Source organism: Cupriavidus sp. IK-TO18 (assembly GCF_015549295.1).
Lineage (GTDB): Bacteria > Pseudomonadota > Gammaproteobacteria > Burkholderiales > Burkholderiaceae > Cupriavidus > Cupriavidus oxalaticus_A.
Window position 1 is genome coordinate 257,209 of the sequence record NZ_JADGMP010000030.1, and the last position, 24,625, is coordinate 281,833.

At 67.7% G+C, this 24,625-nt stretch carries 21 protein-coding genes and 1 tRNA gene; 13 read left to right on the forward strand and 9 right to left on the reverse strand.

The genetic code is table 11. The annotated features are described in order from the left end of the window. Positions 1–14: 14 nt before the first annotated feature. The 3 genes from miaB to IPF36_RS23815 form a co-directional block, all read right to left on the reverse strand. Positions 15–1,367, reverse strand: a complete 1,353-nt coding sequence (gene miaB, locus IPF36_RS23805; protein ID WP_195430621.1) for a tRNA (N6-isopentenyl adenosine(37)-C2)-methylthiotransferase MiaB — start codon at positions 1,365–1,367, stop codon at positions 15–17. Between the two features lie 86 nt (positions 1,368–1,453). Beyond that, positions 1,454–1,867: a hypothetical protein gene (locus tag IPF36_RS23810; protein WP_135704486.1), complete on the reverse strand. Its 414-nt coding sequence runs from the start codon at positions 1,865–1,867 to the stop codon at positions 1,454–1,456. Positions 1,868–1,977: 110 nt separating this feature from the next. Continuing rightward, the gene (locus tag IPF36_RS23815; protein WP_135704488.1) at positions 1,978–3,663 is read right to left on the reverse strand and encodes a ClcB-like voltage-gated chloride channel protein; all 1,686 of its coding nucleotides are present in this window, start codon (positions 3,661–3,663) and stop codon (positions 1,978–1,980) included. A gap of 329 nt (positions 3,664–3,992) precedes the next feature. On the opposite strand from IPF36_RS23815, the gene IPF36_RS23820 reads away from it, so the two are divergent. Together IPF36_RS23820 and IPF36_RS23825 are read left to right on the forward strand one after the other, a co-directional pair. Beyond that, a complete protein-coding gene (locus IPF36_RS23820; protein WP_195430625.1) occupies positions 3,993–5,633 on the forward strand; it encodes a DEAD/DEAH box helicase in 1,641 nt (546 codons plus the stop codon). Positions 5,634–5,637: 4 nt separating this feature from the next. Then, on the forward strand, positions 5,638–6,690 hold the full coding sequence (locus tag IPF36_RS23825; protein ID WP_135704492.1) for a serine/threonine protein kinase: 1,053 nt from the start codon (positions 5,638–5,640) through the stop codon (positions 6,688–6,690). A gap of 114 nt (positions 6,691–6,804) precedes the next feature. Here the strand turns inward: IPF36_RS23825 and IPF36_RS23830 are convergent, their stop codons facing one another. After that, entirely contained in the window at positions 6,805–7,245 is a 441-nt protein-coding gene (locus tag IPF36_RS23830) for a universal stress protein (protein ID WP_135704494.1), read from the reverse strand. A gap of 394 nt (positions 7,246–7,639) precedes the next feature. Here IPF36_RS23830 and IPF36_RS23835 point away from each other — a divergent pair, with 394 nt between their 5' ends. From IPF36_RS23835 to IPF36_RS23845, 3 genes are all read left to right on the forward strand, one after another. Beyond that, positions 7,640–8,707: a CaiB/BaiF CoA-transferase family protein gene (locus tag IPF36_RS23835; protein ID WP_195430627.1), complete on the forward strand. Its 1,068-nt coding sequence runs from the start codon at positions 7,640–7,642 to the stop codon at positions 8,705–8,707. Positions 8,708–8,758: 51 nt separating this feature from the next. Continuing rightward, positions 8,759–9,169 (forward strand): carboxymuconolactone decarboxylase family protein, encoded by a 411-nt coding sequence (locus IPF36_RS23840; protein WP_135704498.1) that lies wholly within the window; start codon positions 8,759–8,761, stop codon positions 9,167–9,169. Between the two features lie 158 nt (positions 9,170–9,327). Continuing rightward, positions 9,328–9,954, forward strand: coding sequence for a response regulator transcription factor (locus tag IPF36_RS23845; RefSeq protein ID WP_133093769.1), 627 nt, complete (start codon positions 9,328–9,330; stop codon positions 9,952–9,954). Between the two features lie 9 nt (positions 9,955–9,963). Here the strand turns inward: IPF36_RS23845 and IPF36_RS23850 are convergent, their stop codons facing one another. The 3 genes from IPF36_RS23850 to IPF36_RS23860 form a co-directional block, all read right to left on the reverse strand. Continuing rightward, positions 9,964–12,411 carry a fimbria/pilus outer membrane usher protein gene (locus IPF36_RS23850; protein WP_368671185.1) on the reverse strand — a complete coding sequence of 816 codons (2,448 nt, stop codon included), beginning with the start codon at positions 12,409–12,411 and terminating at the stop codon, positions 9,964–9,966. Positions 12,412–12,618: 207 nt separating this feature from the next. After that, positions 12,619–13,380, reverse strand: a complete 762-nt coding sequence (locus tag IPF36_RS23855; RefSeq protein ID WP_368671186.1) for a fimbria/pilus periplasmic chaperone — start codon at positions 13,378–13,380, stop codon at positions 12,619–12,621. A gap of 182 nt (positions 13,381–13,562) precedes the next feature. After that, positions 13,563–14,105, reverse strand: coding sequence for a fimbrial protein (locus IPF36_RS23860; RefSeq protein WP_195430633.1), 543 nt, complete (start codon positions 14,103–14,105; stop codon positions 13,563–13,565). Positions 14,106–14,546: 441 nt separating this feature from the next. Here IPF36_RS23860 and IPF36_RS23865 point away from each other — a divergent pair, with 441 nt between their 5' ends. From IPF36_RS23865 to IPF36_RS23900, 8 genes are all read left to right on the forward strand, one after another. Further along, positions 14,547–16,184: a murein L,D-transpeptidase gene (locus IPF36_RS23865; protein ID WP_195430636.1), complete on the forward strand. Its 1,638-nt coding sequence runs from the start codon at positions 14,547–14,549 to the stop codon at positions 16,182–16,184. A 30-nt stretch (positions 16,185–16,214) separates the two neighbouring features. After that, positions 16,215–16,775, forward strand: coding sequence for a YcbK family protein (locus tag IPF36_RS23870; protein WP_135704504.1), 561 nt, complete (start codon positions 16,215–16,217; stop codon positions 16,773–16,775). A gap of 285 nt (positions 16,776–17,060) precedes the next feature. After that, positions 17,061–17,342 (forward strand): UxaA family hydrolase, encoded by a 282-nt coding sequence (locus IPF36_RS23875; protein ID WP_195430638.1) that lies wholly within the window; start codon positions 17,061–17,063, stop codon positions 17,340–17,342. Between the two features lie 63 nt (positions 17,343–17,405). After that, positions 17,406–18,581 (forward strand): UxaA family hydrolase, encoded by a 1,176-nt coding sequence (locus IPF36_RS23880; protein ID WP_135704506.1) that lies wholly within the window; start codon positions 17,406–17,408, stop codon positions 18,579–18,581. Further along, entirely contained in the window at positions 18,581–19,516 is a 936-nt protein-coding gene (locus tag IPF36_RS23885; protein WP_195430700.1) for a hydroxyacid dehydrogenase, read from the forward strand. Before IPF36_RS23880 ends, IPF36_RS23885 begins: the two co-directional genes overlap by 1 nt. Beyond that, a complete protein-coding gene (locus tag IPF36_RS23890; protein WP_151071156.1) occupies positions 19,513–20,547 on the forward strand; it encodes an Ldh family oxidoreductase in 1,035 nt (344 codons plus the stop codon). Before IPF36_RS23885 ends, IPF36_RS23890 begins: the two co-directional genes overlap by 4 nt. A 76-nt stretch (positions 20,548–20,623) precedes the next feature. Then, positions 20,624–21,655, forward strand: coding sequence for a tripartite tricarboxylate transporter substrate binding protein (locus tag IPF36_RS23895; protein WP_195430641.1), 1,032 nt, complete (start codon positions 20,624–20,626; stop codon positions 21,653–21,655). A gap of 124 nt (positions 21,656–21,779) precedes the next feature. Next, complete coding sequence (locus IPF36_RS23900; protein WP_135704512.1) at positions 21,780–22,520, forward strand: GntR family transcriptional regulator; 741 nt, start codon at positions 21,780–21,782, stop codon at positions 22,518–22,520. A gap of 98 nt (positions 22,521–22,618) precedes the next feature. On the opposite strand, the gene IPF36_RS23905 is transcribed toward IPF36_RS23900, so the two are convergent. Beyond that, positions 22,619–22,695: transfer RNA gene (locus IPF36_RS23905), tRNA-Met, on the reverse strand. A 139-nt stretch (positions 22,696–22,834) separates the two neighbouring features. Further along, complete coding sequence (locus IPF36_RS23910) at positions 22,835–24,532, reverse strand: MFS transporter (RefSeq protein WP_135704513.1); 1,698 nt, start codon at positions 24,530–24,532, stop codon at positions 22,835–22,837. Positions 24,533–24,625: the final 93 nt, after the last annotated feature.

The window sequence follows — 24,625 nt, forward strand, 5'->3', positions numbered from 1 at the left end:
GGTTGCCTGCAGGATTACTGGCGCACCACGATCTCGCCGCGCAGCGAGTGCGGGAACGCCTGCGTGATGCTGACATCGACCATCTGGCCGACCAGCCGGTCGCGGCCCGCCTGGGGCACACCGGGCAGCGCAAAGTTGACCACGCGGTTGTTCTCGGTGCGGCCATGCAGCTCGGTCGGATCCTTGCGCGCGGGGCCTTCCACCAGGATGCGCTGCACCGTGCCGACCATGCCCTGGCTGATGCGCTGCACGTTTTCCTCGATGGTGGCCTGCAGGCGCTGCAGCCGGCGCAGCTTGACCTCGTGGGGGGTGTCGTCGTGCAGGTTGGCCGCGGGCGTGCCCGGGCGTGGGCTGAAGATGAACGAGAACGACGTGTCGTAGCCGATCTCGTCGATCATCGCCATCAGCTTCTCGAAGTCGGCATCGGTCTCGCCGGGGAAGCCGACGATAAAGTCCGACGACATCGACATCTGCGGGCGCAGCGCGCGCAGCTTGCGGATGATGCTCTTGTATTCCAGCACGCTGTAGCCGCGCTTCATCGCCATCAGGATGCGGTCCGAAGCATGCTGCACGGGCAGGTGCAGGTGGTTGACCAGCTTGTCGCATCGGCCATAGAGCTCGACCAGCCGCGAGGTGAATTCCTTCGGGTGGCTGGTGGTGTAGCGGATGCGCTCGATGCCGGGGATCTCGGCCACGTATTCGATCAGCAGCGCAAAGTCGGCGATCTCGGTGGTGTCGCCCATCTTGCCGCGGTAGGCGTTGACGTTCTGGCCCAGCAGCGTGACTTCGCGCACGCCTTGCTCGGCCAGGCCGGCCACTTCGGCCAGCACGTCCTCGAACGGGCGCGAGACTTCCTCGCCGCGGGTGTAGGGCACCACGCAGTAGCTGCAGTACTTGGAGCAGCCCTCCATGATCGAGACGAAGGCGCTCGGGCCTTCCACGCGCGCCGGCGGCAGGTGGTCGAACTTCTCGATCTCGGGGAAGGAGATGTCCACCTGCGACTGGCCGGTGCGCTGGCGGCGCGAGATCAGGTCGGGCAGGCGGTGCAGCGTCTGCGGGCCGAACACCACGTCGACGTACGGCGCGCGCGAGACGATGCTGGCCCCTTCCTGGCTGGCCACGCAGCCGCCCACACCGATCACCAGGTCGGGCTTGACCGCCTTCAGCGCCTTCATCCGGCCCAGCTCGGAAAACACCTTCTCCTGCGCTTTCTCGCGCACCGAGCAGGTGTTGAACAGGATCACGTCGGCATCTTCGACGTTGTCGGTGGGTTCCAGCCCCTGGCTGGCGTTGAGGACGTCGACCATCTTGTCCGAGTCATACTCGTTCATCTGGCAGCCGTACGTCTTGACGAAAACTTTCTTCATATGCCGATCTCAGTGGTTGACCTGGGGGCATCAGGGTGTTGCAACAACGCGCGGTCGCGTGGGGCACGCCGCGCTCTTTCGGGGGACTACGATTTCTGTTTCAGCGCCTTCTGCTCCGGCTCGCTCAGCACCCAGGCGGTCAGCAACTGGCCGTAGAGGTCGAGCTTGTACCGCACCGGCAGCTTCTGGCCTGCCACCGCGGCCGTGGCCAGCAACTGGTTGTCGGTCCCGAACAGGCGCAAGCCCGGTGCCACGCCCACGGTCTTGCCGTCCAGCGTGGCGGTCTGCGGCGCGGAGGCCGACGGAGCGGCGAGCACCAGCCTGGCTGCCGACGCGTCTTCAGGGATCACCCGCACCGGCTGGGCCGAGGCGGCGGCCGCGCCGAGCAGCAGGGCCGTTACCGTCACCGCCACCGTTACGCCCGCCAGCCACGGCAACCGCCCGCGCAAGGAACTGGCAACTTCCGGCGCCTCGCGGCGCATATCACGACCTGCTGGCATGGGGAAACTCCGTCAAGTAAGGCGAAGCGTGGGTGGGATGGCCCGGAGCGGGCGCAACCGGGCATTTTACTCGTTTGGCGCCTCCCCGGGGCGGCCCGGCGAGATGGCATTCAGAACAGGCAGGATGCCTCTTGCAGCACACGTTGCTTCGACACGGTACCGATCAGCTCACGGTCGACCCTGTCCCGCACCAGCGGGATCCGGTTGATGCCGTGTTCGGCGAACACCTCGAGCGCATCGCGCAGGCGCGAATCGGGCGTTAGCGACGGGAAGTCGCGCTCGGCCAGCTCCAGCACGCCTTGCTGCGAGCCTTCGCGCTGGGCGCGTTGCACGGCGTGGATCGACAGTGCGCCCAGCAGGCGCCCGTCGAACTGCACCAGGTAGAGATAGCGGGTACCGGTCTCGGCGAATTTGTCGGCGGCCTCGGCCAGGCTGGCGTTGGGGTCGAGCACGGTGGCGGTCGGGTCGCACAGCCCCGCCAGCGTCATGGTGCGGGCGTGCTCGGCCGCGGCCGACGCCTGTGCGCGCTCGGCGATCACGCTGTACAGCGACAGCGTCTGGCAGCGCGATGCCGTGTAGTACGCCGCCACCGCGCCGATCATCGACGGCAGCAGCAATGCCGGCGCCAGCGTCATTTCGAACACCATCAGCACCGACATCAGCGGCGCCTGGCTGGTCGCCGCCAGGAACGCGCTCATGCCGACCAGCGGCAGCAGCGGCGTGGCACCGTCGGCGACGCCATGCATGGCCAGCGCCAGCAGTTGCCCCAGCGCCGCGCCGACGAACAGCGACGGGGTGAACACCCCGCCGACCGCGCCGGAGCCCATGCTGATCACCGTGGCCACCAGCTTGGCCAGCAGCACCCCGGCCACCGGCACGCTCAGCGGCTGTTCCTGCAGGATGGTCTGGATGGTGTGGTAGCCGTTGCCCACGACCTCGGGCACTGCCATCGCCAGCACTCCCACCAGCGCGCCGCCCAGCGCCAGCCGCGCCACCGGCCCGCCCGGCACCGCGGCGAAGCGGCTGCGGGCGAACCCAGATGCGCGCAGGAACAGCGCGCCGACGATGCCGGCCGCCACGCCGAGTCCGGCTGCCGCCAGCAGGATATGCGGGCGGAGGTCCGGCGCGATAACCAGGCCCGGATACAGCGGCTGCAGTCCGCCATGCCACTGGCTGACCATGGCGCCGGCTACCGACGCAAGGAACAGGGGCATCAGCCGCTGCACTGCCAGTGCGCCAAACACCACTTCAGCGACGAAAACGGCGGCGGAAAAAGGGGTGTGATAGACGGTCGCCAGGCCCGCCGCGGCGGCGCAGGCGGTCAGCATCCGGCGCATGTTCGAGCCGCCGCCGCGCTCCAGCCGGGTGGTCGGAAACAGCGAGCCGCACAGCGCCGCCAGCTGGATCATCGCGCCTTCCTTGCCGACCGAGCTGCCGCTGACGATGGAGAAGAACGAGGACATGGCCCGCAGCAGCGTGATCCGCACCGGCAGCCGGCCGCTGCCATTTGCCACCGCTTCCATATAGTCGGTTGCGCCGCTGTGGCTGCTGGCCAGCCGGTTGGACAGGACCAGCAGCGCGCCGGCCAGCGCACCGCCCACCGCGGGTACCACCACGCGCCAGCCCAGCGCCAGTGCGGCAAAGACGACCACCACGTCGGCATGGCTGGAAAAAAGCACCACGCCGGCACCTTCCAGCGCCTCCTTGAACAGCGTGGTCGCAATGGCCGCCACGATGCCGACCGGGATGGCCGCAAACAGGGTGACTTCCTGGTCTTCGAGGAAACGCAAGCGCATGGCGGGCTCCGGGGCGCAGCAGGGGGCCGGGGCAGTCAGGATGGGCAGGCGCCACTGCGGCGCCTTGAGGGCGGGCCGCCTGCGGAGCCATTCATGATAGCGCAGCGTCACCTGGCCGCGCCGATGTGTGCTGTCGCGCATGCGGCGCTGCCGCATGTGCAGAACCGGCTCGCGACGGACTGGTACACTAGCGACCTTTCCCGCGGGCGGGCCACTGGCCTGCCGGGCCGGCCTTCCGGCCGCTCCTGTTACCGATACCGAACATCGATTACACGAGCCATCCCGCGATCCGCGCACCGCGTGCGCAGGGATGGCCGAAGCAGCAATTCATGTCTTTCTCCGAACTCGGCTTGTCCGAAAAGATTGTGCGTGCGGTGGCCGAACAGGGCTACACCTCACCGACTCCCATCCAGGCGCAGGCGATCCCGGCCGTCCTCAAGGGCGGTGACCTGCTCGCCGGCGCCCAGACCGGCACCGGCAAGACCGCCGGCTTCACCCTGCCGATGCTGCACCTGCTGTCCGAGTCCGCCGCGGCCCGAGCCGCCGGCAATGCGCCGCGCGCCGGCAAGCCGCCGGTACGCGCGCTGGTGCTGACGCCCACTCGCGAACTGGCCGCGCAGGTCGAGGAAAGCGTGCGCAACTACGGTAAGTATTTGCGCCTGCGCTCCATGGTGATGTTCGGCGGCGTCGGCATCAACCCGCAGATCGAGCAGCTCAAGCGCGGCGTCGATATCGTGGTGGCCACGCCGGGCCGCCTGCTCGACCACGTGGCCCAGCGCACCGTCGACCTGTCGCAGGTAGAGCTGCTGGTGCTCGATGAAGCCGACCGCATGCTCGACATGGGCTTCATCCACGATATCCGCAAGATCCTCAACGTGCTGCCGGCCAAGCGCCAGAACCTGCTGTTCTCGGCGACGTTCTCGGACGATATCCGCGCGCTGGCCGACCGCCTGCTGAACAACCCCGCCTCGATCGAGGTGGCGCGGCGCAACACCACCGCCGAGACCGTCGACCAGCGCGTCTACCCGGTCGACCGCGAACGCAAGCGCGAATTGCTGGCGCACCTGGTGCGCCAGCACGACTGGCACCAGGTGCTGGTGTTCACCCGCACCAAGCACGGCGCCAACCGCCTGGCCGAGCAGTTGACCAAGGACGGCCTGTCGGCGCTGGCGATCCACGGCAACAAGAGCCAGTCGGCGCGCACGCGCGCGCTCTCCGAGTTCAAGGCCGGCACGCTGCGGCTGCTGGTGGCGACCGATATCGCCGCGCGCGGCATCGATATCGACCAGCTCCCGCACGTGGTCAACTTCGACCTGCCCAACGTGCCCGAGGACTATGTGCACCGCATCGGCCGTACCGGCCGCGCCGGCGCCGAGGGCGAGGCGATCTCGCTGGTCTGCGTGGACGAGCATGCGCTGCTGCGCGATATCGAACGCCTGATCAAGCGCAAGATCGAGCAGACCGTGCTGCCGGGGTTTGAAGTCGACCCGAGCATCGCACCCGAGCCGATCCAGAAGGGCCGCCAGCAACGCGGCGGCGGGCAGGGGCAGGGGCAAGGGCAGGGCCGCGGCCGCAGCCAGGCACGCCCGGCCAACGCCGACGGCGAGCCGGCACAACGCGCGCGCGCGCCGCGCCAGGCCCACGATGCACCGCGCCAGGGCCAGGGCCAGGGCCAGGGCCAGGGCCAGGGCCAGGGCGGCCAACCGCGCCAGCGGCAGGCCGAAGGCGGCCAGCGCCGCGGCGGCGGCAACGGCAATGGCAACGCCGGCGGCAATGGTGGCGGCAATGGTGGCAGCAATGGCGGCGCACGCGGCGGCGCACCGCGCCAGGGCAGCCAGGAGCCGGCACGCGGCCAGCAACGCGCCGCCCAGCCGGCGCGCCAGCAGCACGATGCGGCCCCGGCCCGCGTGCGCAACCGCCGCCCGGCGCCGCAGGCCGCACTGCTCGGCGGCAACCGCAACCGCGACTGACACCATGACAGCGTTCACCGCCCCGGCCGATTCCGGTATTCCCTATGCCGGCCTGACGCCTGAGCGGATGCTGGACGCGCTCGAAAGCGCCGGCCTGCGCCCCGACGGGCGGCTGCTGGCACTCAACAGCTATGAGAACCGGGTGTGGCAGGCCGGCATCGAGGACGCCGCGCCGGTCATCGCCAAGTTCTACCGCCCCGGCCGCTGGACCGACGCGGCCATCCTGGAAGAACACGCCTTCGTGCAGCAGCTGGCCGATGCCGAGATCCCGGCCGTGCCGGCGCTGTTCTTGCCGGCCGGTGCGCCGGATGCCGGCACGCTGCGCTACCACGCCGGCTTTCGCTTTGCGGTGTTCCCGCGCTGCGGCGGCCGTGAGCCCGCGCTCGACCGCAAGGACACGCTGACCTGGCTCGGCCGCTTTATCGGCCGTATCCACGCCACCGGCGCGGCACAGCCTTACCAGGCCCGGCCCGCGCTGGATATCGACACCTTCGGCATTGCCCCGCGCGACTGGCTGCTGGCCAGCGGCTGCATCCCCGTCGACCTGCTGCCGGCGTGGCAGTCGGTCGCCGAGCTCGCGCTGGACGGCGTGCGCCGCTGTTACGAACGCGCCGGCGAAGTGCCGCTGCTGCGCGTGCATGGCGACTGCCACCGCGGCAACGTGCTGTGGATCGACGAAGACGATGCGCGCGGCGGCAGCCTCGGAGCGCCCGGCCCGCACTTTGTGGATTTCGACGACAGCCGCATGGCGCCGGCGATCCAGGACATCTGGATGCTGCTGGAGGGCGACCGCGCGGCAATGCAGGACCAGCTGGCCGACATTGTGGCCGGCTATGAGGACTTCGCCGAATTCCGCACGCGCGAACTGTGGCTGGTGGAGGCGCTGCGCACCCTGCGCCTGCTGCACTACAGCGCCTGGCTGGCCAGCCGCTGGGCCGACCCTGCCTTCCCGGCCGCGTTCCCGTGGTTCGGCACCGCGCGCTATTGGCAGGATCGCATTCTTGAACTGCGCGAACAGGTGGCCCTGATGGACGAAGCGCCCCTGTGGGGCGCTTGACGGCTGCTGCAACTCCCCTCTGCCGCTTGCGGGAGAGGGAGAACACCTTGCTTAGGCTAGCTCGGGGTGGCTTGGGAGCACCTCAAACGTTAGCCTGCCGGCTCTTTTGTTCAGTTACCCCTTCTTTTCCGGCGCCTTGACCAGCAGCACCGGGCAATCCGCCTGCGCCAGCACGCGTCCGGCCACCGAACCGATCACCGCATCGAAGAAGGAACCGCGGCCGTGCGTGCCCATCACGATGGCTTCGGCATTCACCGAACGCGCATAGGCCACGATGCGTTCCGGCGCAAAACCGTGCAGCGCATGCTGCTCGAACGGCACGCCGGCCGTCTTGAGGATCTCGCTGACACCCGCCATCGCCTTGTCACTGGCCTCCTTGTGCCAGTCGTCGATGGTTTCCTTGCTGACAAAGGCGCGCACCTGGCCGCTCACTTCCGGGGCGACATGCACGACATGCACGGTAAAGCCGGTCTGCAGCAGCTTGCCTTCGGCAACAAAGCGCGCCGCGGCATCGCTGAAGGCCGAGCCATCGGTGGCGAGCACGATATTGGTCATGACGGGAATCTCCTGGATTGGGGGCTGTCGTTGGGGATTGTCGGGACGAGCCAGGTTGAAGAACACCTCCTGACGCTGCCGCCGCGGGGCGCCGGCGCCATCTGAAACCATCATCGCAGCAAGTTTCCCGCTGTGACCCGATTTAGATCAAGTTGGTTCGGAAAACTACGATGCCACCACGGCCTCGCGTGCGATAACCGGCCGCATGGCAAATCCGTCAACCCGGCTGGCTGTTTCGGCCATTGCCGCCCAGGCGCCGTGGCGCGTAGCATGGCTCGCGAGCGCCGTGACAGGCCGGCAGGAGGCCGTACTGACGCGGCGCACTACATATCCCACCCAGGCTGGCCCGGATCCCGACCTCGGACCCCGGCGCACGGCAACCGGAGACAAGCAAATGAGTGAGCATGGCAAGCTGCTGCCCCTGCGCGGCATCAAGGTGGTGGAATTTGAAGGCATCGGCCCCGGCCCGCTGTGCGGGGCCATGCTGGCGGGCCTCGGCGCCGAGGTAACGCTGGTGACCCGCCCGGTCGCCCCTGACGCGCGCCGCATCTTGCGCGGCCAGGCCGTGCCGCCGGAGATGGAGCTGGAGCACGGCAAGCAGGTGGTGCAGCTGAACCTGAAGTCGCCCGATGGCGTCGCCGCGGCGCTCGACCTCGTGGCAGGCGCCGATGCGCTGATCGAAGGGCTGCGCCCCGGCGCGATGGAGCGGCTCGGCCTGGGCCCCAAGGCCTGCCATGCCCGCAATCCGCGCCTGGTGTACGGCCGCATGACCGGCTGGGGGCAGAGCGGCCCGCTGGCGCAGAGCGCCGGTCATGACCTGAACTACATCGCGCTGACCGGCCTGCTGTCGATGGCCGCGCGCGACGATGCGCTGCCGATGGTGCCGCCGACCGTGATGGGCGACGCCACCGGCGCGCTCGGGCTGGCCTTCGGCCTGACCAGCGCCATCCTGAGCGCGCGTGCCAGCGGCCAGGGCTGCGTGGTCGATGCGGCGATCACCGACATCGTTGCCATGCTCGGCTCGCTGGTGCAGGTATCGCGGGCCGCCGGCACGCTCGGCGGACCCCAGCCCAGCCCGTTCCACGACTCGCCGTTCTATGACGTCTACCGCTGCGCCGACGGCCGCGCCATCACGCTGGGCGCACTCGAGCCGCAGTTCTACCGCGAACTGCTCGAACGGCTGGAACTGACCGACGTCGATCCCGCCACGCAATACGACCGCGCCCAGTGGCCCGCCCTGAAGGCGCGCATCGCCGCGTGCATCGCCGCCCAGCCGAGCAAGCACTGGGAGGCATTGCTGGGCGGCACCGATGTCTGCTTCGCGCGCGTGCTGACTCTGGAAGAGGCCGCCTGCCATCCGCACAACCAGGCGCGCGGCACCTACCGGATGTTCCGGCAGGGCGAGCGCGAGGTGCCACGCTCGGCGCCGGCGCCGCGCTTCCTGCCCGCCGGCACGGAGTGAGCGGCCGGTTCGGCTAAGATCTGTCACCACCTGATACCGGAGACAGATGCCATGGCCGAACCCAGCCAGAATGCCGACTACACGCCCACCCCCGCGTTCGCCACCGGCCTCGAAGTCCGCACCGAGGTCCTTGGCCCGACGCACGTGCAGCGCGCGCTCGATGCCGCCGCACAGCAGGGCGACACCAGCCTGCAGCAGCTGGTCACCGAGTTTGCATGGGGCACGGTGTGGACCCGCGAAGGGCTGGATCGCAAGCAGCGCAGCCTGGCCACGGTATCGATGCTGATCGCGCTGAACCGGCCGCAGGAACTGGCCGGCCACCTGCGCGGCGCGCTGGCCAACGGCGTCACGCCCGAGGAACTGCGCGAACTGATGGTGCACAGCGCCGTCTACTGCGGTTTCCCAGCGGCGCTGGACGCCAGCCGCAAACTGACTGAAGTGCTGGACGCCGCCAGGTCCTGACGCGCAGGCCGGCCCGGCTACGCCTGGCTGTGCACCCCTGCGGAATTGCCCGGCCGCCGCGCAGATTCTGCTGCTCCCGCGCAGCGAGTATTCCGCGCTTCAGCACGCAGCATGGCCCTTAATCTTGGCAGTTCCCCCAAGCTGTCAAGGAGTTCCAATTGCAACACGCGTTGATCGTCGACGAGCCTTCCCGGTTCCGCACTACGCTGTCCGGTCAACTGGCGGCGGCCTTGGAGGCCGCCGAAGTGCTGGAAGCCGACGGCGTGCGCGATGCGTTCCGGCTGGTGCGCGATCACCGCCCCGGGCTGGTGCTGGTCGATGTCGAGTATTTCGGCAATCCCGGCGTCGATTTCGTCCGGCGCGTGTCGGCAACCTTTCCCACGGTACATGTGCTGGTGCTGTCCTGCACCGACGCCACCGCCGCCCCGGTGCGGGCGCTGCGCGCCGGCGCGCACGGCTTCGTGGTCAAGCATCGCGGCGTGCCCGAGGTGCTGCAGGCCGCGCGCGGCGTGCTGAGCGGCTACCTGGTGTTCCCCATGTACACGCTGGAAGCCGCGCGCCAGCTCGGCGAAGCGCTCGACTCCGGCATCCCGCGGCTCAGCAATCGCGAAATCACCATCCTGCAATACCTGGCGCGCGGTCATTCCAACAAGGCGATCGCCGCGGAGCTGCTGATCAGCAGCAAGACGGTCAGCACGCACAAGGCCAACATCATGGCCAAGCTTAATGTCGGCTCGCTGGTGGAGATGGTCGACTATGCGCGTCGCCACCAGCTGGTGTGGTGAACGGCTGCATCAGCGCGTGCACGGTGCATCGCTGGCCACCATTGCCGCCGCCTGGTTGCCAGGCTTGCCGAGGTCATAGTGCAGCGTGCAGGCATCGCCACTGGCCTGGCTCCACCGTGCCGTCAGCGTGCCGGCGTCCGTTGCCAGCCCGCGTACTAGCACGCGGCCTGCCTGCGCCACGGTCCCGACCGGCTTGCCGTCTGCACTGAACACTTCGGCGCCGAACGGCACTGGCGCGCCATCCGGCAGGCGCGTGCTCAGGATTGCCGCGCGGCCGGGATTCTCGGTTTCGAAGCGCACCCGCACCACCGCGCCCGCGGTGGGCGCGATCCGCTGCTGCGTCGACTTGAGAGTGACTTCCAGCGGCAGGCCCTGCGGATCGAGCTCGATTTCGTTCCGCGCGAACGGCACCAGGTTCGAGACCACGGCATGGCCCCACGGGTCGACACGCAGCCCGGCGCCGTTGGCCAGGCGCGCGCCTGCGGCGTCTTTGGCCTCGACCACAGCGACGGTATCGCCAAGGGACGGCGAGAACGCCACGCCATCCGCGTAGGCCACGATGCCGCCGGAAATGCCCGCGCCGGCCTGCGTATATGCGGTACTCCTGGACGCGTTGGCGGTCATCGTCGCAAACGGCGAGATATAGGAGACGCTGCCACCGATACTGTTGGCGCTGCCGGACCCGCCGCCGGTATGTCCAGCATTGAGGGCATAGCTGAAGGCATTGTCGCTGCCGAGCGTGCCGGTCACGGTCTCCTGTGCCGTGAAGGAACCGTCGGAGCCGCGCTGGACGCTGGTCAGCGAGTAGGGTGCCCGTGGCGACTTGCCCAGCGGCAGGCCGACGGTCAGCATCACGCGCGTGTCCCACTTGCTCGTGGCGACATTCAGTTGCCGCGACGCCGACACCCCATAGGCGATGGCGCGGTAAGTATTGTTGTAGCCGGCCTGGAACTGGCTGACGGTGCTGCCGCCCTGCCAGTAGCTCTGCACCGAGCCGGTCAGGTAGAAGTTGCCATAGCCGGCCGGCAGGGCCTGGTTGATGCTCAGCTGCAGCTTGCCGCGCGCGGTGGGCAGGCTTGGCAGCCGTCCCGCCTGGTCCAGCGCGAGCCAGGACATGGCATCGGCGAGGCCGAGGTAGCCCCGGCTGGAGTAGCGGTATGCCGCAACCGAGAAATTGGTATTGGTTGGTGCAACCAGCTTGCTGTAGCTCAGCCGCACGCTCTGGCCGCTGCGGTCCGGTTGACCCTGCAGCCGCGTGCTGGCATGCGTGATGTCGGCGCCAAAGGCACCCAGGTCGGTATTCAGCGCGGCACCCGCGGCGATTGCCCCATAGCCTTGCGCGGCCACAAAGCCGCCGTAGCCGGTGACGGTGTTGCTGAAACCGTGCAGGTAAGTGCCCTGCAGCAGCAGCGTCGAGCCTTGCAGTACCGTGTTGCGGTACTGGCCCGCGGTGACGCTGTAGCGGCTCTGGCCGGCGCGCAAGGCGTTCACCGCGGCGGCGTAGGGCATCGTCGATACGTGCACGCTGCCGTCCGCCTCGGTAACCACGACTTCGATGTCGCCGCCGTAGCCGGTGGGGTACAGGTCATCGATCTCGAACGGCCCGGGTGCCACCGTGGTTTCGTAGAGGATGTTGCCTTGCTGGCGGACTTGCACGCGGGCATTGCTGCGCGCGATACCGCGCACGATCGGGGCATAGCCGCGCAGCGATTCGGGATACATCCGCTCGTCGCTGGCCAGGCGCACGCCGCGAAAGCCGATGCTGTCGAACAGCGTGCCGTCGGTAAACGCATCGCCGATTACCAACTGGCTTTTCCAGGGCGCAATGGCGCGCTGCAGGTTGGTGAGTACGCTCTGGTAGCGCGTGCCCTGCCGTTCATCGTGGTTCAGGCTGCCCTGGTGGCTGAAGCGCCATGGTCCCAGGTTGAGGCCGGCGTTCAGGCCCACATAGGCCTGCGTGGTCGACAGGCTGGATGCGTCGGAGTGATAGACGTTGGCGTTGTACTGCAAGCGCGCCGCCGGAACACCGTTGTCCCAGTTCTCGGGGCTGACGTAACCACGTGCGCGGCGCACCATCGCGGCCTGCGGCACGCTGATGTCGAGCCGCTGCTCGCCGTTGTCGAAGCTCGCGGTGGCATCGGCGATCAGCGCTGGCAGCGGCTGGCAGCCGTCGCCGTCCAGCGATGCGGCGGCCGTCAGCCTGGCCAGGTCGACGCCGATGCGCTCCAGCAGGCTGCGATCGAAGCACGGCACCGCCGGGGCGGCGGGGTCGCCGGACTGGCGCAGCTCCACGCCGGCGCGACCCAGCCAGATTTCGTTGACATACAACTCGGCACGGTAGTGGCCGGGCAGCGCCGGATTGCCCTTGCTGAAGCGGCTCAGGTCCGCAACGCCGCCCGCCGTACCCTGCAGGAAGGTATCGCTGAACTCCACGTCCTGCGCGGAGCGGACAGGCATCGGGCCGACGTCGGGTTGCCCGGCTGCGCCTGCGTTGCTGGCGAACAAGGTCAGCAACACGGCATAAAGCGGGCGCAGGCGAAACGGGACGTGACGGGGAGAGAGTGTCAGCATGGAACCGGCGTGTCGACGATGGCCGCACGCAGGCATCGGCAGCCGGCGGCTGCCGAAGGGCGTAACGGACCGTGGGTTGAAGAGTGAAGAGGGCTAGCGAGAGCCGAAGGCGTTCAGCGGCGCGCCGAATTTGTCTCTGCCGCCGAAGTCGTTGATGCAGTGCACACGCACCGTGGCGCCGGCAGGGTTGCGGACTTCGCTGTCCAGGTGGAAGGTTGCAGTGGCGCCAGGCGCAATCATGTCCGGGTCTGTCGCCTTGGCGAGGTGCTCGCCGGCAATGACCTCGACGCTGACCGGCGACACATGGTATGGCGTTGGGTTATGCGCCAGCAGCACGGGTTTGCCGTCGCGGCTGCCAAGTTCCCAGCGCAACGCAGCCGGCGCCTCCGTGGCGCTGCCCGGCAGGCCGGCGGGGCGGAAAAACAGCTTGAAGCGCGAACGGAATGCCATTTGCAGCGAGTTGACGCCAGCTTCATCGGCGGACGGCTTCGGCGGGATTTCAAGCACGTTGAGCCAGAACAGCGACTCCTTGTCTTGCGGCAGCGGCTCGCCGGTATAGAGAATGCGTAGCGTCTGGCCCTTGCCCGGGTCGATGCGCGCGATCGGCGGCGTGATCGTGAAGGGCACTTCGATCGAGGTCGGCGTCGGAGTCGCCGTCCCGGCATCGACCCACGCCTGGGTGAGCGCGGGCGATTGCCCTTCGTTGGTCAGTTTTAGCGTGACTTCCTTGTCCGCGGCGCGGTAGACCACGCGCGTGCCGCCGACGATGACGGAGGCGTTGGCGGGCAACGCGCACGACAGCGCCAGCGCGGCCATGGGGGCGGCCAGCAAGTTTCGCAGGGATGTGGACAGCATGTTGAGGCCGTAAAACAGAGCTTGAAGAACCAGTCGTCGGCAGGACCGGCAAGCACAGCAGGGGGAAACGAGGCGGCACGCGCCGCCAACATGGCGCGTGCCTACGCACCGGACTGCGCCACGTGAGCGCCAGGTCCGGAATCGGATTTGCCCTTCAGGGAAATCTCAGGAACGCGCTGGCGTCACGGATACGCGATGGTGTACATCACGCTGGAATTGGCCACGCCCGAGGCGGCCTGGCCGGTGGCGACGTATTCGGCAAAGTAGGACAGGGTGGCCGTGCCGCCGGTCAGCTGCATGGGCAGCGAGTTCTGGGCGCTGTCCGCAAAGCCGGCCTTGATCTGGGAGAAGTCGGCATTGAGCAGCCCGATCTGCACATTGCTTGCCGTGCCGGTGCCGCTGTTGATCACCAGGTTGCCGGTGCTGGCGTCGGTGGTCGGTCCCGGTTCGAAGTAGGTATGGACCGCGCCGGTATCCGCATCGCAGCTCAGTGCAATGGTGAACGGGGTGCGGCCGGCGCGCGCACCAGCGGTGTTCAGCGTCTTTGCCGATACGGTCGGCAGCGTGACGGTGAACGACTTCGAGCCGGTGCCGTTGCCATTGATCTCGCACGAGGTGGGGGAGATGTTGCCGTTGAAGGTAATGGTGCCGTCGGCGGCATGCGCGGATTGCGACGCGAAGACGATGCCGGCGGCAATTACCACCGGTGCAAATGCGAATTTCATGTTGGGTCTCTTGGTTGTGGAAGACGTGCCCGCACGATTGCCGTGGCACGCAAGTGTTCCAAGGCAGCGGCTGCATCCGGACATCGGAATTGCCTTGTGAACGGGGCCCAGTGTAGGAATATGGCGATACGCCCACCGTGTGAAACTTCCGAGCAAGCTGCGTGAATCGGCCGAATTTGCCTGGTGACCTTGCCGGACCCGTGACTTGCGTTGTTCGATGTGGTCTGGCGGTCGCGAAGCGGCCCGCTGTGCGGTCCTGACGCCGCTTCCCCAACACGGGTAGACTGTGGGCGTGTGCCACGAAACGAGCCCATCCCCACGATGCCTTCGTTCCCGACAGCCGCCATGCGCCTGACCGGCGCCAGTCTTGCCGCAGGCAAGGCTGCTCTCCTTGCGCTTTGCCTGGCCGCGCGTCACTTCAGCGGCCACCGTCCCGGCAAAATGAAGCTAGCGCTCGCCGCACTGTTGCTGGCGGGCGCCGCCGGAGCCCCGGTCCTGGCCCAGGCGCCTCAGACGACCCAGACTCCACCAGCGCCACCAGCGCCACCAGCGTCGGCGCCACAAGCCGCTCCGGCACCTGAGGGACCACTATGGTTCGCCCAGGGCAGGCCCGTACCGGAAGCCAGGCAGGCGGTCGACGCGCTGTCCAACGCGGCTGCGGATGGACTCGATCCGGGCGACTACGATGCCGAGGCGCTGCGTCAGGCAGTGCACCAGGCGGCCACCGGGCCGGTGCTCGCAACGGATGCCGCCGCCCGTCTTGGCGCCGCGCTGACCGCCGCGATGGAGCGCATGCTGGCCGACCTGCACGGCGGCCGTATCAATCCCCGTGCGGTCCGCGCCGATTTCGCGCCACAGGAAGAACGCCCGTATGACGCCGCCACGGTGCTGCGCGAGGCGGTCGCGCAACACCGCCTGCCGGACGCGGTGCGCCAGGCCGCGCCCACTTTCCCCCTGTATGGCACGCTGCGCGAGGCATTGGCCCGCTACCGCGAGATCGCCGCGCTGCCGGTCTGGGCGCAGCCGCTGCCGGCGCTGCCCGCGGGCAAGCTGACGCCGGGGCAGCCGTGGGCGGGCACTGCGGCGCTGACGGCGCGCCTGGTGGCACTGGGCGACCTGCCGGCAGGCACGAAGCCGCCGGCGCGCTATGAAGGCGCACTCGTCAATGGCGTCAAGGCGTTCCAGTCGCGGCACGGGCTCCAGGCCGACGGCGTGATCGGCACCGGGACGCTGGCGCAACTTAATCTGCCCATGGCCAGCCGGGTGCGGCAGATCGAACTGACCATGGAGCGGATGCGCTGGACCCCGCTCGATGGCCCGCGCATGATCGTGGTCAACGTGCCGGAGTTCATGCTGCGCGCCTACGAGATCCGCGACGGCAAGCTCGACATCAAGCTGGAGATGAAGGTGATCGTCGGCAAGGCGCTGGATACGCGCACGCCGTTGTTCGAGGAAGATATGCGCTACATCGAGTTCAGCCCGTACTGGAACGTGCCGCCGTCGATCGCCAAGCGCGAGACGGTGCCCCGGCTGCGACGCGATCCGGCGTATTTCAACCAGCAGGGCTTCGAGTTCGTGACCGGCGACGGCAAGGCCGTGACCACGCTGTCCGAGGACAACCTGGAAGCCGTGCTCAATGGCCGCATGCGCATCCGGCAGCGCCCCGGCCCCATGAACGCGCTGGGCGACATCAAGTTCATGTTCCCCAACAACGAAAACATCTACCTGCACCACACCCCGACGCCGCAGCTGTTCAAGCGCGACCGGCGCGACTTCAGCCACGGCTGCATCCGCGTGGAATCCCCAGTGGCACTGGCTCAGTTCGTGCTGCAGGATATGCCAGACTGGAACGAGGCGCGTATCCGCGAGGCGATGGCGCGCGGGAAGTCGAACACGGTGCGGCTGCAGCAACCGCTGCCGGTGGTGCTGGCCTATGGCACGGTCATCGCCCGGGCCGATGGTCGTGTATCCTTCCTGCCTGACATCTACGGTCACGACAAACTGCTGGACAAGGCGCTGCGGCAACGCACCGGGCGCCCCTCGCCGCCAGCCATCGCGCGCGCTGCTGCCAGGCAGTGAGGCGCGCCCAGCACAAGCAGAGGAAGTACCATGAATGATGCGACGCGCAAGGCACGCCGCCGCTTTCTACATACCACCGGAGGCCTGGCGCTGGCTGCCGGACTGATGCCCCTGGCGCCGCGCCAGGCGCTTGCCAGCCTGCCCGATGCGCGCACGCTGGCCTTTGACCACACTCATACGGGTGAGCGCATCAAGCTCGTCTATGCCGTGGGCGACAGTTTTGTGCCCGAGGCACTTACTTCGCTCAATGGTTTCCTGCGCGACCATTATTCGGGCCAGGTTGGAGTGATCGATCCGCAGCTGTTCGACCTGCTGTACCAGCTGCGCCGAGAACTCGGTACCAACGAACCGTTCCAGGTCATCTCGGGCTATCGCAGTCCGGCCACAAATTCGCGCCTGCGAACCTCGCGTGGCGGCGGGGTCGCCAGGCACAGCCTCCACATGGACGGCAAGGCCATCGACATCCGCGTCGCCGGCGTGCCGCTCGGTGACCTGCGCGATGCCGCGAAGACGTTGAAGGGCGGGGGTGTCGGTTTTTACCAGGGCGAGCAATTCGTACACCTGGATACGGGCCGGGTACGCTACTGGTAACCCCCGGACGGTCGTCACCGCCGGCGACTGATTAGTTGACCGGGCACGTCGATGCCCCTGGCGGCGGCCTTGAACAGGCCGTCGCAGCGCCAGCAACTCCTCCCCCTTAGCACTGCCGCAAGACGAGCCGCAGGTCGCCAATGATCTGCTGCGGTCCCCAGCGTCCCTCATGCGCCGATTCACATTCAACTAAGTGATATATATGAGTTAGTTGACATGGATCTTTAGCTTGCCTAAGATGGTTTCACCGACAACCCGCACAACCGACCCACAGAGGAGACAACGATGATTCACGTAGTGCTGCACGACGCCAAGGACACCGTGGCGGTGGCCGTGGTGGAAGGGATCCAGGCTGGCACCAGGCTGAACGCCTGGATCATGGATGAGGACAAGATCGTGACCGTGACCGCGCTGCAGCCGATCCCCATCGGCCACAAGGTAGCGCTGTGCGACATGGATCCCAACGACACCGTCTACAAGTACGGCATCGACATCGGCAAGGTGGTGGCGCCGATCAAGGCAGGCGAACACGCCCACGTTCACAACATCAAGACCAAGCGCTGGTAAGCCGCGCCCCCCGTCCGCCTTCGTCCGCCACTCATCTCCCCACTCATACCCGAGACCCAAGCCATGTCCGTGATCGATCAAAACACCACCTTCTGGGGCTACCGCCGCGACAACGGCCGCGTCGGCGTGCGCAACCACGTCATCATCCTGCCGCTGGACGACCTGTCCAACGCCGCCGCCGAGGCGGTTGCCGTCGCCATCAAGGGCACCATGGCGATTCCCCACCCGTATGGCCGCCTGCAGTTCGGGCCGGACCTGGACCTGCACTTCCGCACGCTGATCGGCGCGGGCAGCAACCCCAATGTCGCCGCCGTGGTGGTGATCGGCATCGAGGACGGCTGGACCAAGAAGGTGGTCGACGGCATCGCCAAGACCGGCAAGCCGGTGGTCGGCTTCGGCATCGAGGGCCATGGCGACCATGACACCATCATGCGGGCGTCGAAGGCGGCGAAGGAGTACGTGCAGTACGCCACCGCGCTGCACCGGGTGGAATGCCCGATCAGCGAGCTTTGGGTGTCGACCAAGTGCGGCGAGTCGGATACCACGTCCGGCTGCGGCGCCAACCCGACCGTCGGCAATGCCTTCGACAAGCTGCACCCGCTCGGCACCACGCTGGTCTTCGGCGAGACCTCCGAGCTGACCGGCGGCGAACATATCGTGGCGGCGCGCTGCGCCAACGACGAAGTACGCCACCAGTTCATGGCCATGTTCGAGCGCTACCAGGGCATGATCGACCGCTGGAAGACCTCGGACCTGTCGGAGTCGCAGCCGACCAAGGGCAATATCGCCGGCGGCCTCACCACGATCGAGGAGAAGGCGCTGGGCAATATCCAGAAGATCGGCAAGAAGTGCACGGTCGACGGCGTGCTCGACAAGGCCGAGGAGCCGACTCACCCGGGCCTGTGGTTCATGGATTCGTCGTCGGCCGCGGCGGAGATGGTCACGCTGTGCGCCGCCGCCGGCTATGTGGTGCATTTCTTCCCGACCGGGCAGGGCAACGTGATCGGCAACCCGATCGTGCCGGTGATCAAGCTGTGTGCCAACCCGCGCACGGTGCGGCTGATGAGCGAGCATATGGATGTCGATTGCTCGGGCCTGCTGCAGCGCGAGCTGACGCTGGACCAGGCCGGCGACAAGCTGCTCGAGTGCATGCTGGCCACGGTCAACGGGCGCTGGACCGCGGCTGAGGCGCTCGGCCACCGCGAGTTCGTGCTGACCCGCATCCACGAGTCGGCATGATGAAGCGCATCTGCGTCAGCGAGTTCATGGACGATGCCGCGGTGCAGGCGCTGCGGGCGGGCTTCGACCTGCGCTACGAGCCGGGCTGGGTCGACCGCCGCGCCGAACTGCTCGATGCGCTGCCCGGTGCGCAGGCGTTGATCGTGCGCAACCGCACGCAGGTCGACGCGGCGCTGCTGGCAAGTGCGCCATCGCTGCGCGTGGTCGGGCGGCTCGGGGTCGGCCTCGACAATATCGATGTCGAGGCCTGCCGCGAGCGCGGCATCCGCGTGATCCCCGCGGCCGGGGCCAATGCGCGCTCGGTGGCCGAGTATGTGGTCACCACCGCGGCGCTGCTGCTGCGCGGCGCCTACGGCAGCAGCGCGCAAGTGGCCGCGGGGCAGTGGCCGCGCGCACGCCTGTCGGAGGGCAGGGAAGCTCTGGGCAAGACGCTGGGGCTGGTGGGCTTCGGCGACATTGGCAGGCAGGCCGCCGCGCTGGCGCAGGCGTTCGGCATGCAGGTGGCGGCATTCGACCCGATGCTGGCCGCGGACGACCCGGTATGGGCCCGCACCGGCGTGCGCAGTGTCGCGCTCGACACGCTGCTGGCGCAGTCCGACGCGGTCAGCCTGCATGTGCCGCTCGTCGCCGCCACGCGGCATCTGCTCGACGCGCAGCGGATCGCCGGCATGAAGCGTGGCGCGGTGCTGATCAACACTGCCCGCGGCGGCGTGGTCGACGAGGCCGCGCTGGCGCAGGCGCTGCGCGACGGACATCTCGGTGGCGCCGCGCTTGACGTCTTCGAGCACGAGCCCTTGCCCGCAGGCAGCGTGCTCGCCGACGTGCCCAACCTGATCCTGACGCCGCATATCGGCGGCGTGACGCAGGAGGCCAATGCACGGGTATCGATGATGATCGCGCAACAAGTGCGGCAGACGCTGGAGGACATGACATGACCCGGGTGCCGATGACGCAAGTGGAGCGGATCGCCAACGCCGCGCTTCGGCGTGCGGGCGCGAGCCAGCTGCAGGCCGACGCAACGGCCGCGGCGCTGGTGCGTGCCGATGCGGCGGGGCTGGCGTCGCACGGTGTATCGCGGGTACCCATGTATGTGGCGCACCTGCGCGCGGATCGTGTCGACGGCCGCGCGACGCCCACGGTGCGGCGCGCACGCGCCAGCGCGGCGCTGGTCGATGCGGGGTGCGGCTTCGCCTTCCCGGCATGCGACCTGGCGATTGCCGAGGCAATGGGCCGGGCCTATGAGACCGGTGTTGGTGTCGCGGCAGTCACCAATAGCTACCACTTCGGCGCGGCCGCGCTGCCGCTCGATCCGGTGGCGCGCGCGGGCATGGTGGGCATCGCCATGGGCAACTCGCCCGCAGCAATGCCTGCCTGGGGAGGACGGCGCCCGCTGTTCGGCACCAATCCCATTGCCGCGGTGTTTCCGCGCCGGGGCCACGCGCCGATCGTGATCGACCTGTCGTTGTCCGAAGTCGCACGCGGCAAGATCATGGTGGCGGCGAAGCAGGGCAAGCCGATTCCCCTGGGTTGGGCTTTGGACGAAGCCGGCCAGCCGACGACCGATGCGCAGGCCGCGTTGCGCGGCTCGATGCTGCCCGCCGGCGGCGTCAAGGGCGCGATGCTGGCGTTGATGGTCGAGCTGCTGGTGACCTCGCTGGCAGGTGCCAGCTTCGGCGCCGAAGCGGATTCCTTTTTCACGGACGCCGGCAACCGGCCGCGCATCGGCCAGCTCTTCATGGCGCTGGACCCGGGCGCGTTCGCGGGCTCCGACGCCTATGACGGACGTGTCGAAGCCCTGTTGCAGGCAATGCTGGATGACGAGGGCACGCGCCTGCCAGGCGCGCGGCGCGATGCCGCGCAGGCCGACGCGCAGGCCCATGGCATAGACATCCCCGAGGCCCTGCTAAGTGAGCTGCGCGAACTGGCGGGCGAACTGGCGGAAGAGGTGCAGGAGGGCAAGGCCTAGCGTTTTCGATTCGATTCCCACCACGAAACCGGACCCGGCAAAGAACGGGCCAGCGACCACAAAACGGAGACACACCATGTATCGAGGTTTGATTCGCACCGCGCTCAGGTATGGGGCCGGCGCGCTTGTCGCGTTGTCCGCAGTATCCACGCTCACCGGACTGGCTTCGGCGCCGGCCGCCGCACAGGGCACGGCGCAGGCGTCGGTGCCCGCCCATGACTATCCCGGCAAGCCGATCCGCTACGTGGTGCCGTTCGCGGCCGGTGGCCTGACGGACATCATGGCGCGGCTGGTCGGGCACCAGCTCGCCGAAGAGTGGAAGCGGCCCGTGGTGGTCGACAACAAGCCCGGCGGCAACGCGAACATCGGCGCCGACCAGGTCGCGAAGGCACCCGCCGACGGCTATACCTGGCTCGCGGTCACGCTGACGCATGCCTCCAATGTGACGCTGTTCCCCAAGCTGCCGTTCAGCATGCAGAAAGACCTGGTGCCGGTAGCGCGCATCGCCTCGTCGCCGATGCTGGTGGTGGTGCCGGCCAGTTCTCCGGTCAAGTCGCTGAAGGACCTGGCCGCCGCGGCGCAGAAGGGCAAGCTCAATGCCGGCTCCAGCGGCAACGGTACGCCGCCGCACCTGACGCTGGCGCTGTTCGAAAGCCTGACCGGCGCCAACCTGACCCATGTGCCGTACAAGGGCGGGGCGCCTTCGATGACCGACCTGATCGGCGGCCAGATCGATGTGGTGTTCTCCAATTTTCCGGAGTCGCTGGCCTATGTGAAGGGCGGCAAGCTGCGCGCGCTGGCGGTGACCACGCGTGAACGGCATCCGCTGCTGCCCGACGTGCCGACCGTGGCCGAGGCGGGCTATCCCGACCTGATCGTCGAGAACTGGACCGGCCTGATGATGCCGGCGGGGACGCCCAGGCCGATCGTCGACAAGGTTGCCGCGTCGGTGGCGCGCATGCTGCAGTCCGACGCGATGCGCGAGCGCATTGTGGCGGCCGGCTTCAGCCCGGCGCCGCAGACCAGCGGCCCCTTCGCCGAATACTTCAACGGCGAGGTGACGCGATGGGCAAGGCTGATCGAAGAGAAACACATCCGCGCCGAATAGCACCGGCTGGCCGCGACAGCGCCGATAGGCACAAGATGGCCTCCGGTATGATCTGGCTTATCTAGATGAATCGGCCTGTGCACAGCCGTCAAGGCGGCGCGGGCCAGCGAACAGGGATTTCAACGTGGGTGCCAGATTTGATGCCGCCAGTGCGATCGGCGGCGTCCTGTACAAGGACGTCAAGCAGGCCATTCTCTCCGCGCTGGCGGAGGGCGAGTGGAAGCCGGGAGAAGCCATTCCGTCCGAGCGCAAGCTGATCGAGCGCTTTGGCGTGTCGATCGGCACGCTGCGCAAGGCGATCGACGAACTGGTGGCCGAAGGCATCATGATCCGGCACCAGGGACGCGGCACCTTCGTCGCCACGCACCGGCAGGAGGATCACTTCTTCCGCTTCTTCCGTATCGTGCGCCAGGATGGCCATCGCGAATATCCGACCGTACGCCTGGCCAGGTTCCGGCGCGCGAAGGCCGACAAGGACGAGGCGGCCGCCCTGGGGCTGGCCGTCGGTGAACCCGTGTTCCGCTTCGCCAACGTCCTGTCGCTGGAAGGCACGCCGATGATGATCGATGCCATCACCGTGCCGGAAGAGCGCTTCAAGGGCCTGACGGAGAAGCAATTGCGCGAGCGGCCCAATACGCTCTACAACTTCTACCAGGATAGCTTCGGCATCAATATCATCCGCACCGAAGAGCGGCTGCGCTCGGCGCTGGCGGACGAAGATGACCACCAGCTGCTGGGCGTTGCCGTGGGCAGTCCGTTGCTGAAGATCCTGCGCGTGGCCTCGTCCTACCACGACGAGCGGATCGAGTACCGCGTGTCGCGGCTCGATACCAGCCGGCATGAGTTCCTGTTGACGCAGCCGTAGGGCGTGACGCTTCCGGCATCGAGAGGTGCCGGCAGCGCGCCTGGCAATCCAAAGCAAAAAGCCGCGTTCTCTTGCGAGAACGCGGCTTTTCAAATAGATGGTGGCGAATCAGGGACTCGAACCCCGGACCTGCGGATTATGATTCCGTCGCTCTAACCGACTGAGCTAATTCGCCAACGAAGACTGAGATTATACAGGGGCTTTCGGCACTGTCAACACCCCCGTGCGAAGTTTTTTCGGGACACCAGCGCCCATGAAAAAACGGCAGGCCGGGCGGCCTGCCGTCGTGGTCACGGTTTCGTCCCGTCGGCCGTTCAGTCGTGGGCGTAGATATCCACGTCCTTGGTTTCCCGCACGAACAGCGCACCGATCACGAAGGTGATGGCCGCGATGATGATCGGGTACCACAGGCCGTAGTAGATATTGCCGTTCTGGGCCACCAGCGCGAACGAGATGGTGGGCAGCAGGCCGCCGAACCAGCCGTTGCCGATATGGTAGGGCAGCGACATCGAGGTATAGCGGATGCGCGTCGGGAACAGCTCCACCAGCATGGCGGCGATCGGGCCGTAGACCATGGTCACGTAGATGACCAGGATGACCAGGATCACCAGCACCATGATCGTGTTCATCTGCGCCGGGTCGGCCTTGGCCGGGTAGCCGGCGGCGGACATCGCGCCGCTCACCTCCTTCTTGAACGCCGCGATCTGCGCCTTGCTGGCGTCGTCGAAGCTGTGGCCATTGGCCAGCTTGGCGTCGAAGGCCTTGATTTCCTTGTCGCCGATCTTGACCGTCGCCATCGTGCCGGCCGGGGCTTCCACCACCTCATAGCTGGCGGACGACTGGGCCAGGGTACGCTTGGCGATATCGCACGAGCTGCGGAAGTCGATCTCGCGGGCGATCGGGCTGCCCTGGAACGAGCACTGCTTCGGATCCGCGGTCACCACGATCTGAGCGGTCTGCTGCGCGCGCTCCAGCGCCGGGTTGGCGTAGTGGGTCAGCGCCTTGAACAGCGGGAAATAGGTCAGCACGGCCAGCGCGCAGCCCGCCATGATGATCCACTTGCGCCCGATCTTGTCCGACAGCGAGCCGAAGAAGATGAAGAACGGCGTGCCGATCACCAGGGCGCCGGCGATCAGCAGGTTGGCCGTCTTGGCATCGACCTTGAGCACCTGCGTCAGGAAGAACAGCGCGTAGAACTGGCCGGTGTACCAGACCACGGCCTGGCCGGCGGTCAGGCCGAGCAGGGCCAGGATCACGATCTTCAGGTTGCGCCACTGCGCGAAGGACTCGGTCAGCGGGGCCTTGGAGGTCTTGCCCTCGGCCTTCATGCGCTGGAATGCCGGCGATTCATTCATCGACAGCCGGATGTACACCGACATCCCCAGCAGCAGGATCGACAGCAGGAACGGGATGCGCCAGCCCCAGACTTCAAAGTTCGGGCCGGTGAGCTCGCGGCACAGCAGGATCACGATCAGCGACAGGAACAGGCCGAGCGTGGCGGTGGTCTGGATCCACGAGGTGTAGGCGCCGCGCTTGCCGTGCGGCGCGTGCTCGGCCACGTAGGTGGCGGCACCGCCGTACTCGCCGCCGAGCGCCAGGCCCTGCAGCATGCGCAGCGCGATCAGGATCACCGGGGCCGCCCAGCCGATGGTGGCAAAGCCCGGCAGCAGGCCGACGATGAAGGTCGACAGGCCCATGATCAGGATGGTCACCAGGAAGGTGTACTTGCGCCCGATCATGTCGCCCAGGCGGCCGAACACCAGTGCGCCGAACGGCCGCACGATAAAGCCGGCGGCAAAGGCGAGCAGCGCGAAGATGAAGGCCGAGGTCGGATCCAGGCCGGCGAAGAACTGCTTGGCGATGATCGCCGCCAGCGAGCCGTACAGGTAAAAGTCGTACCACTCGAACACCGTGCCCAACGACGAGGCAAGGATCACCTTGCGTTCCTCGCGTGTCATCGGTGCGTTTTGCGCACCCCCTCCGGGTACCGCAACGTTTTGCACGTTTGCCATCTTGTCTCCTCCGTCTGGAATGGATCTCGGGCAAGGCGCGGCAACATCGCGGAAAAGGCCCGTGCCGCTGGCCGGGAGCCTGAGTTGCAGAGG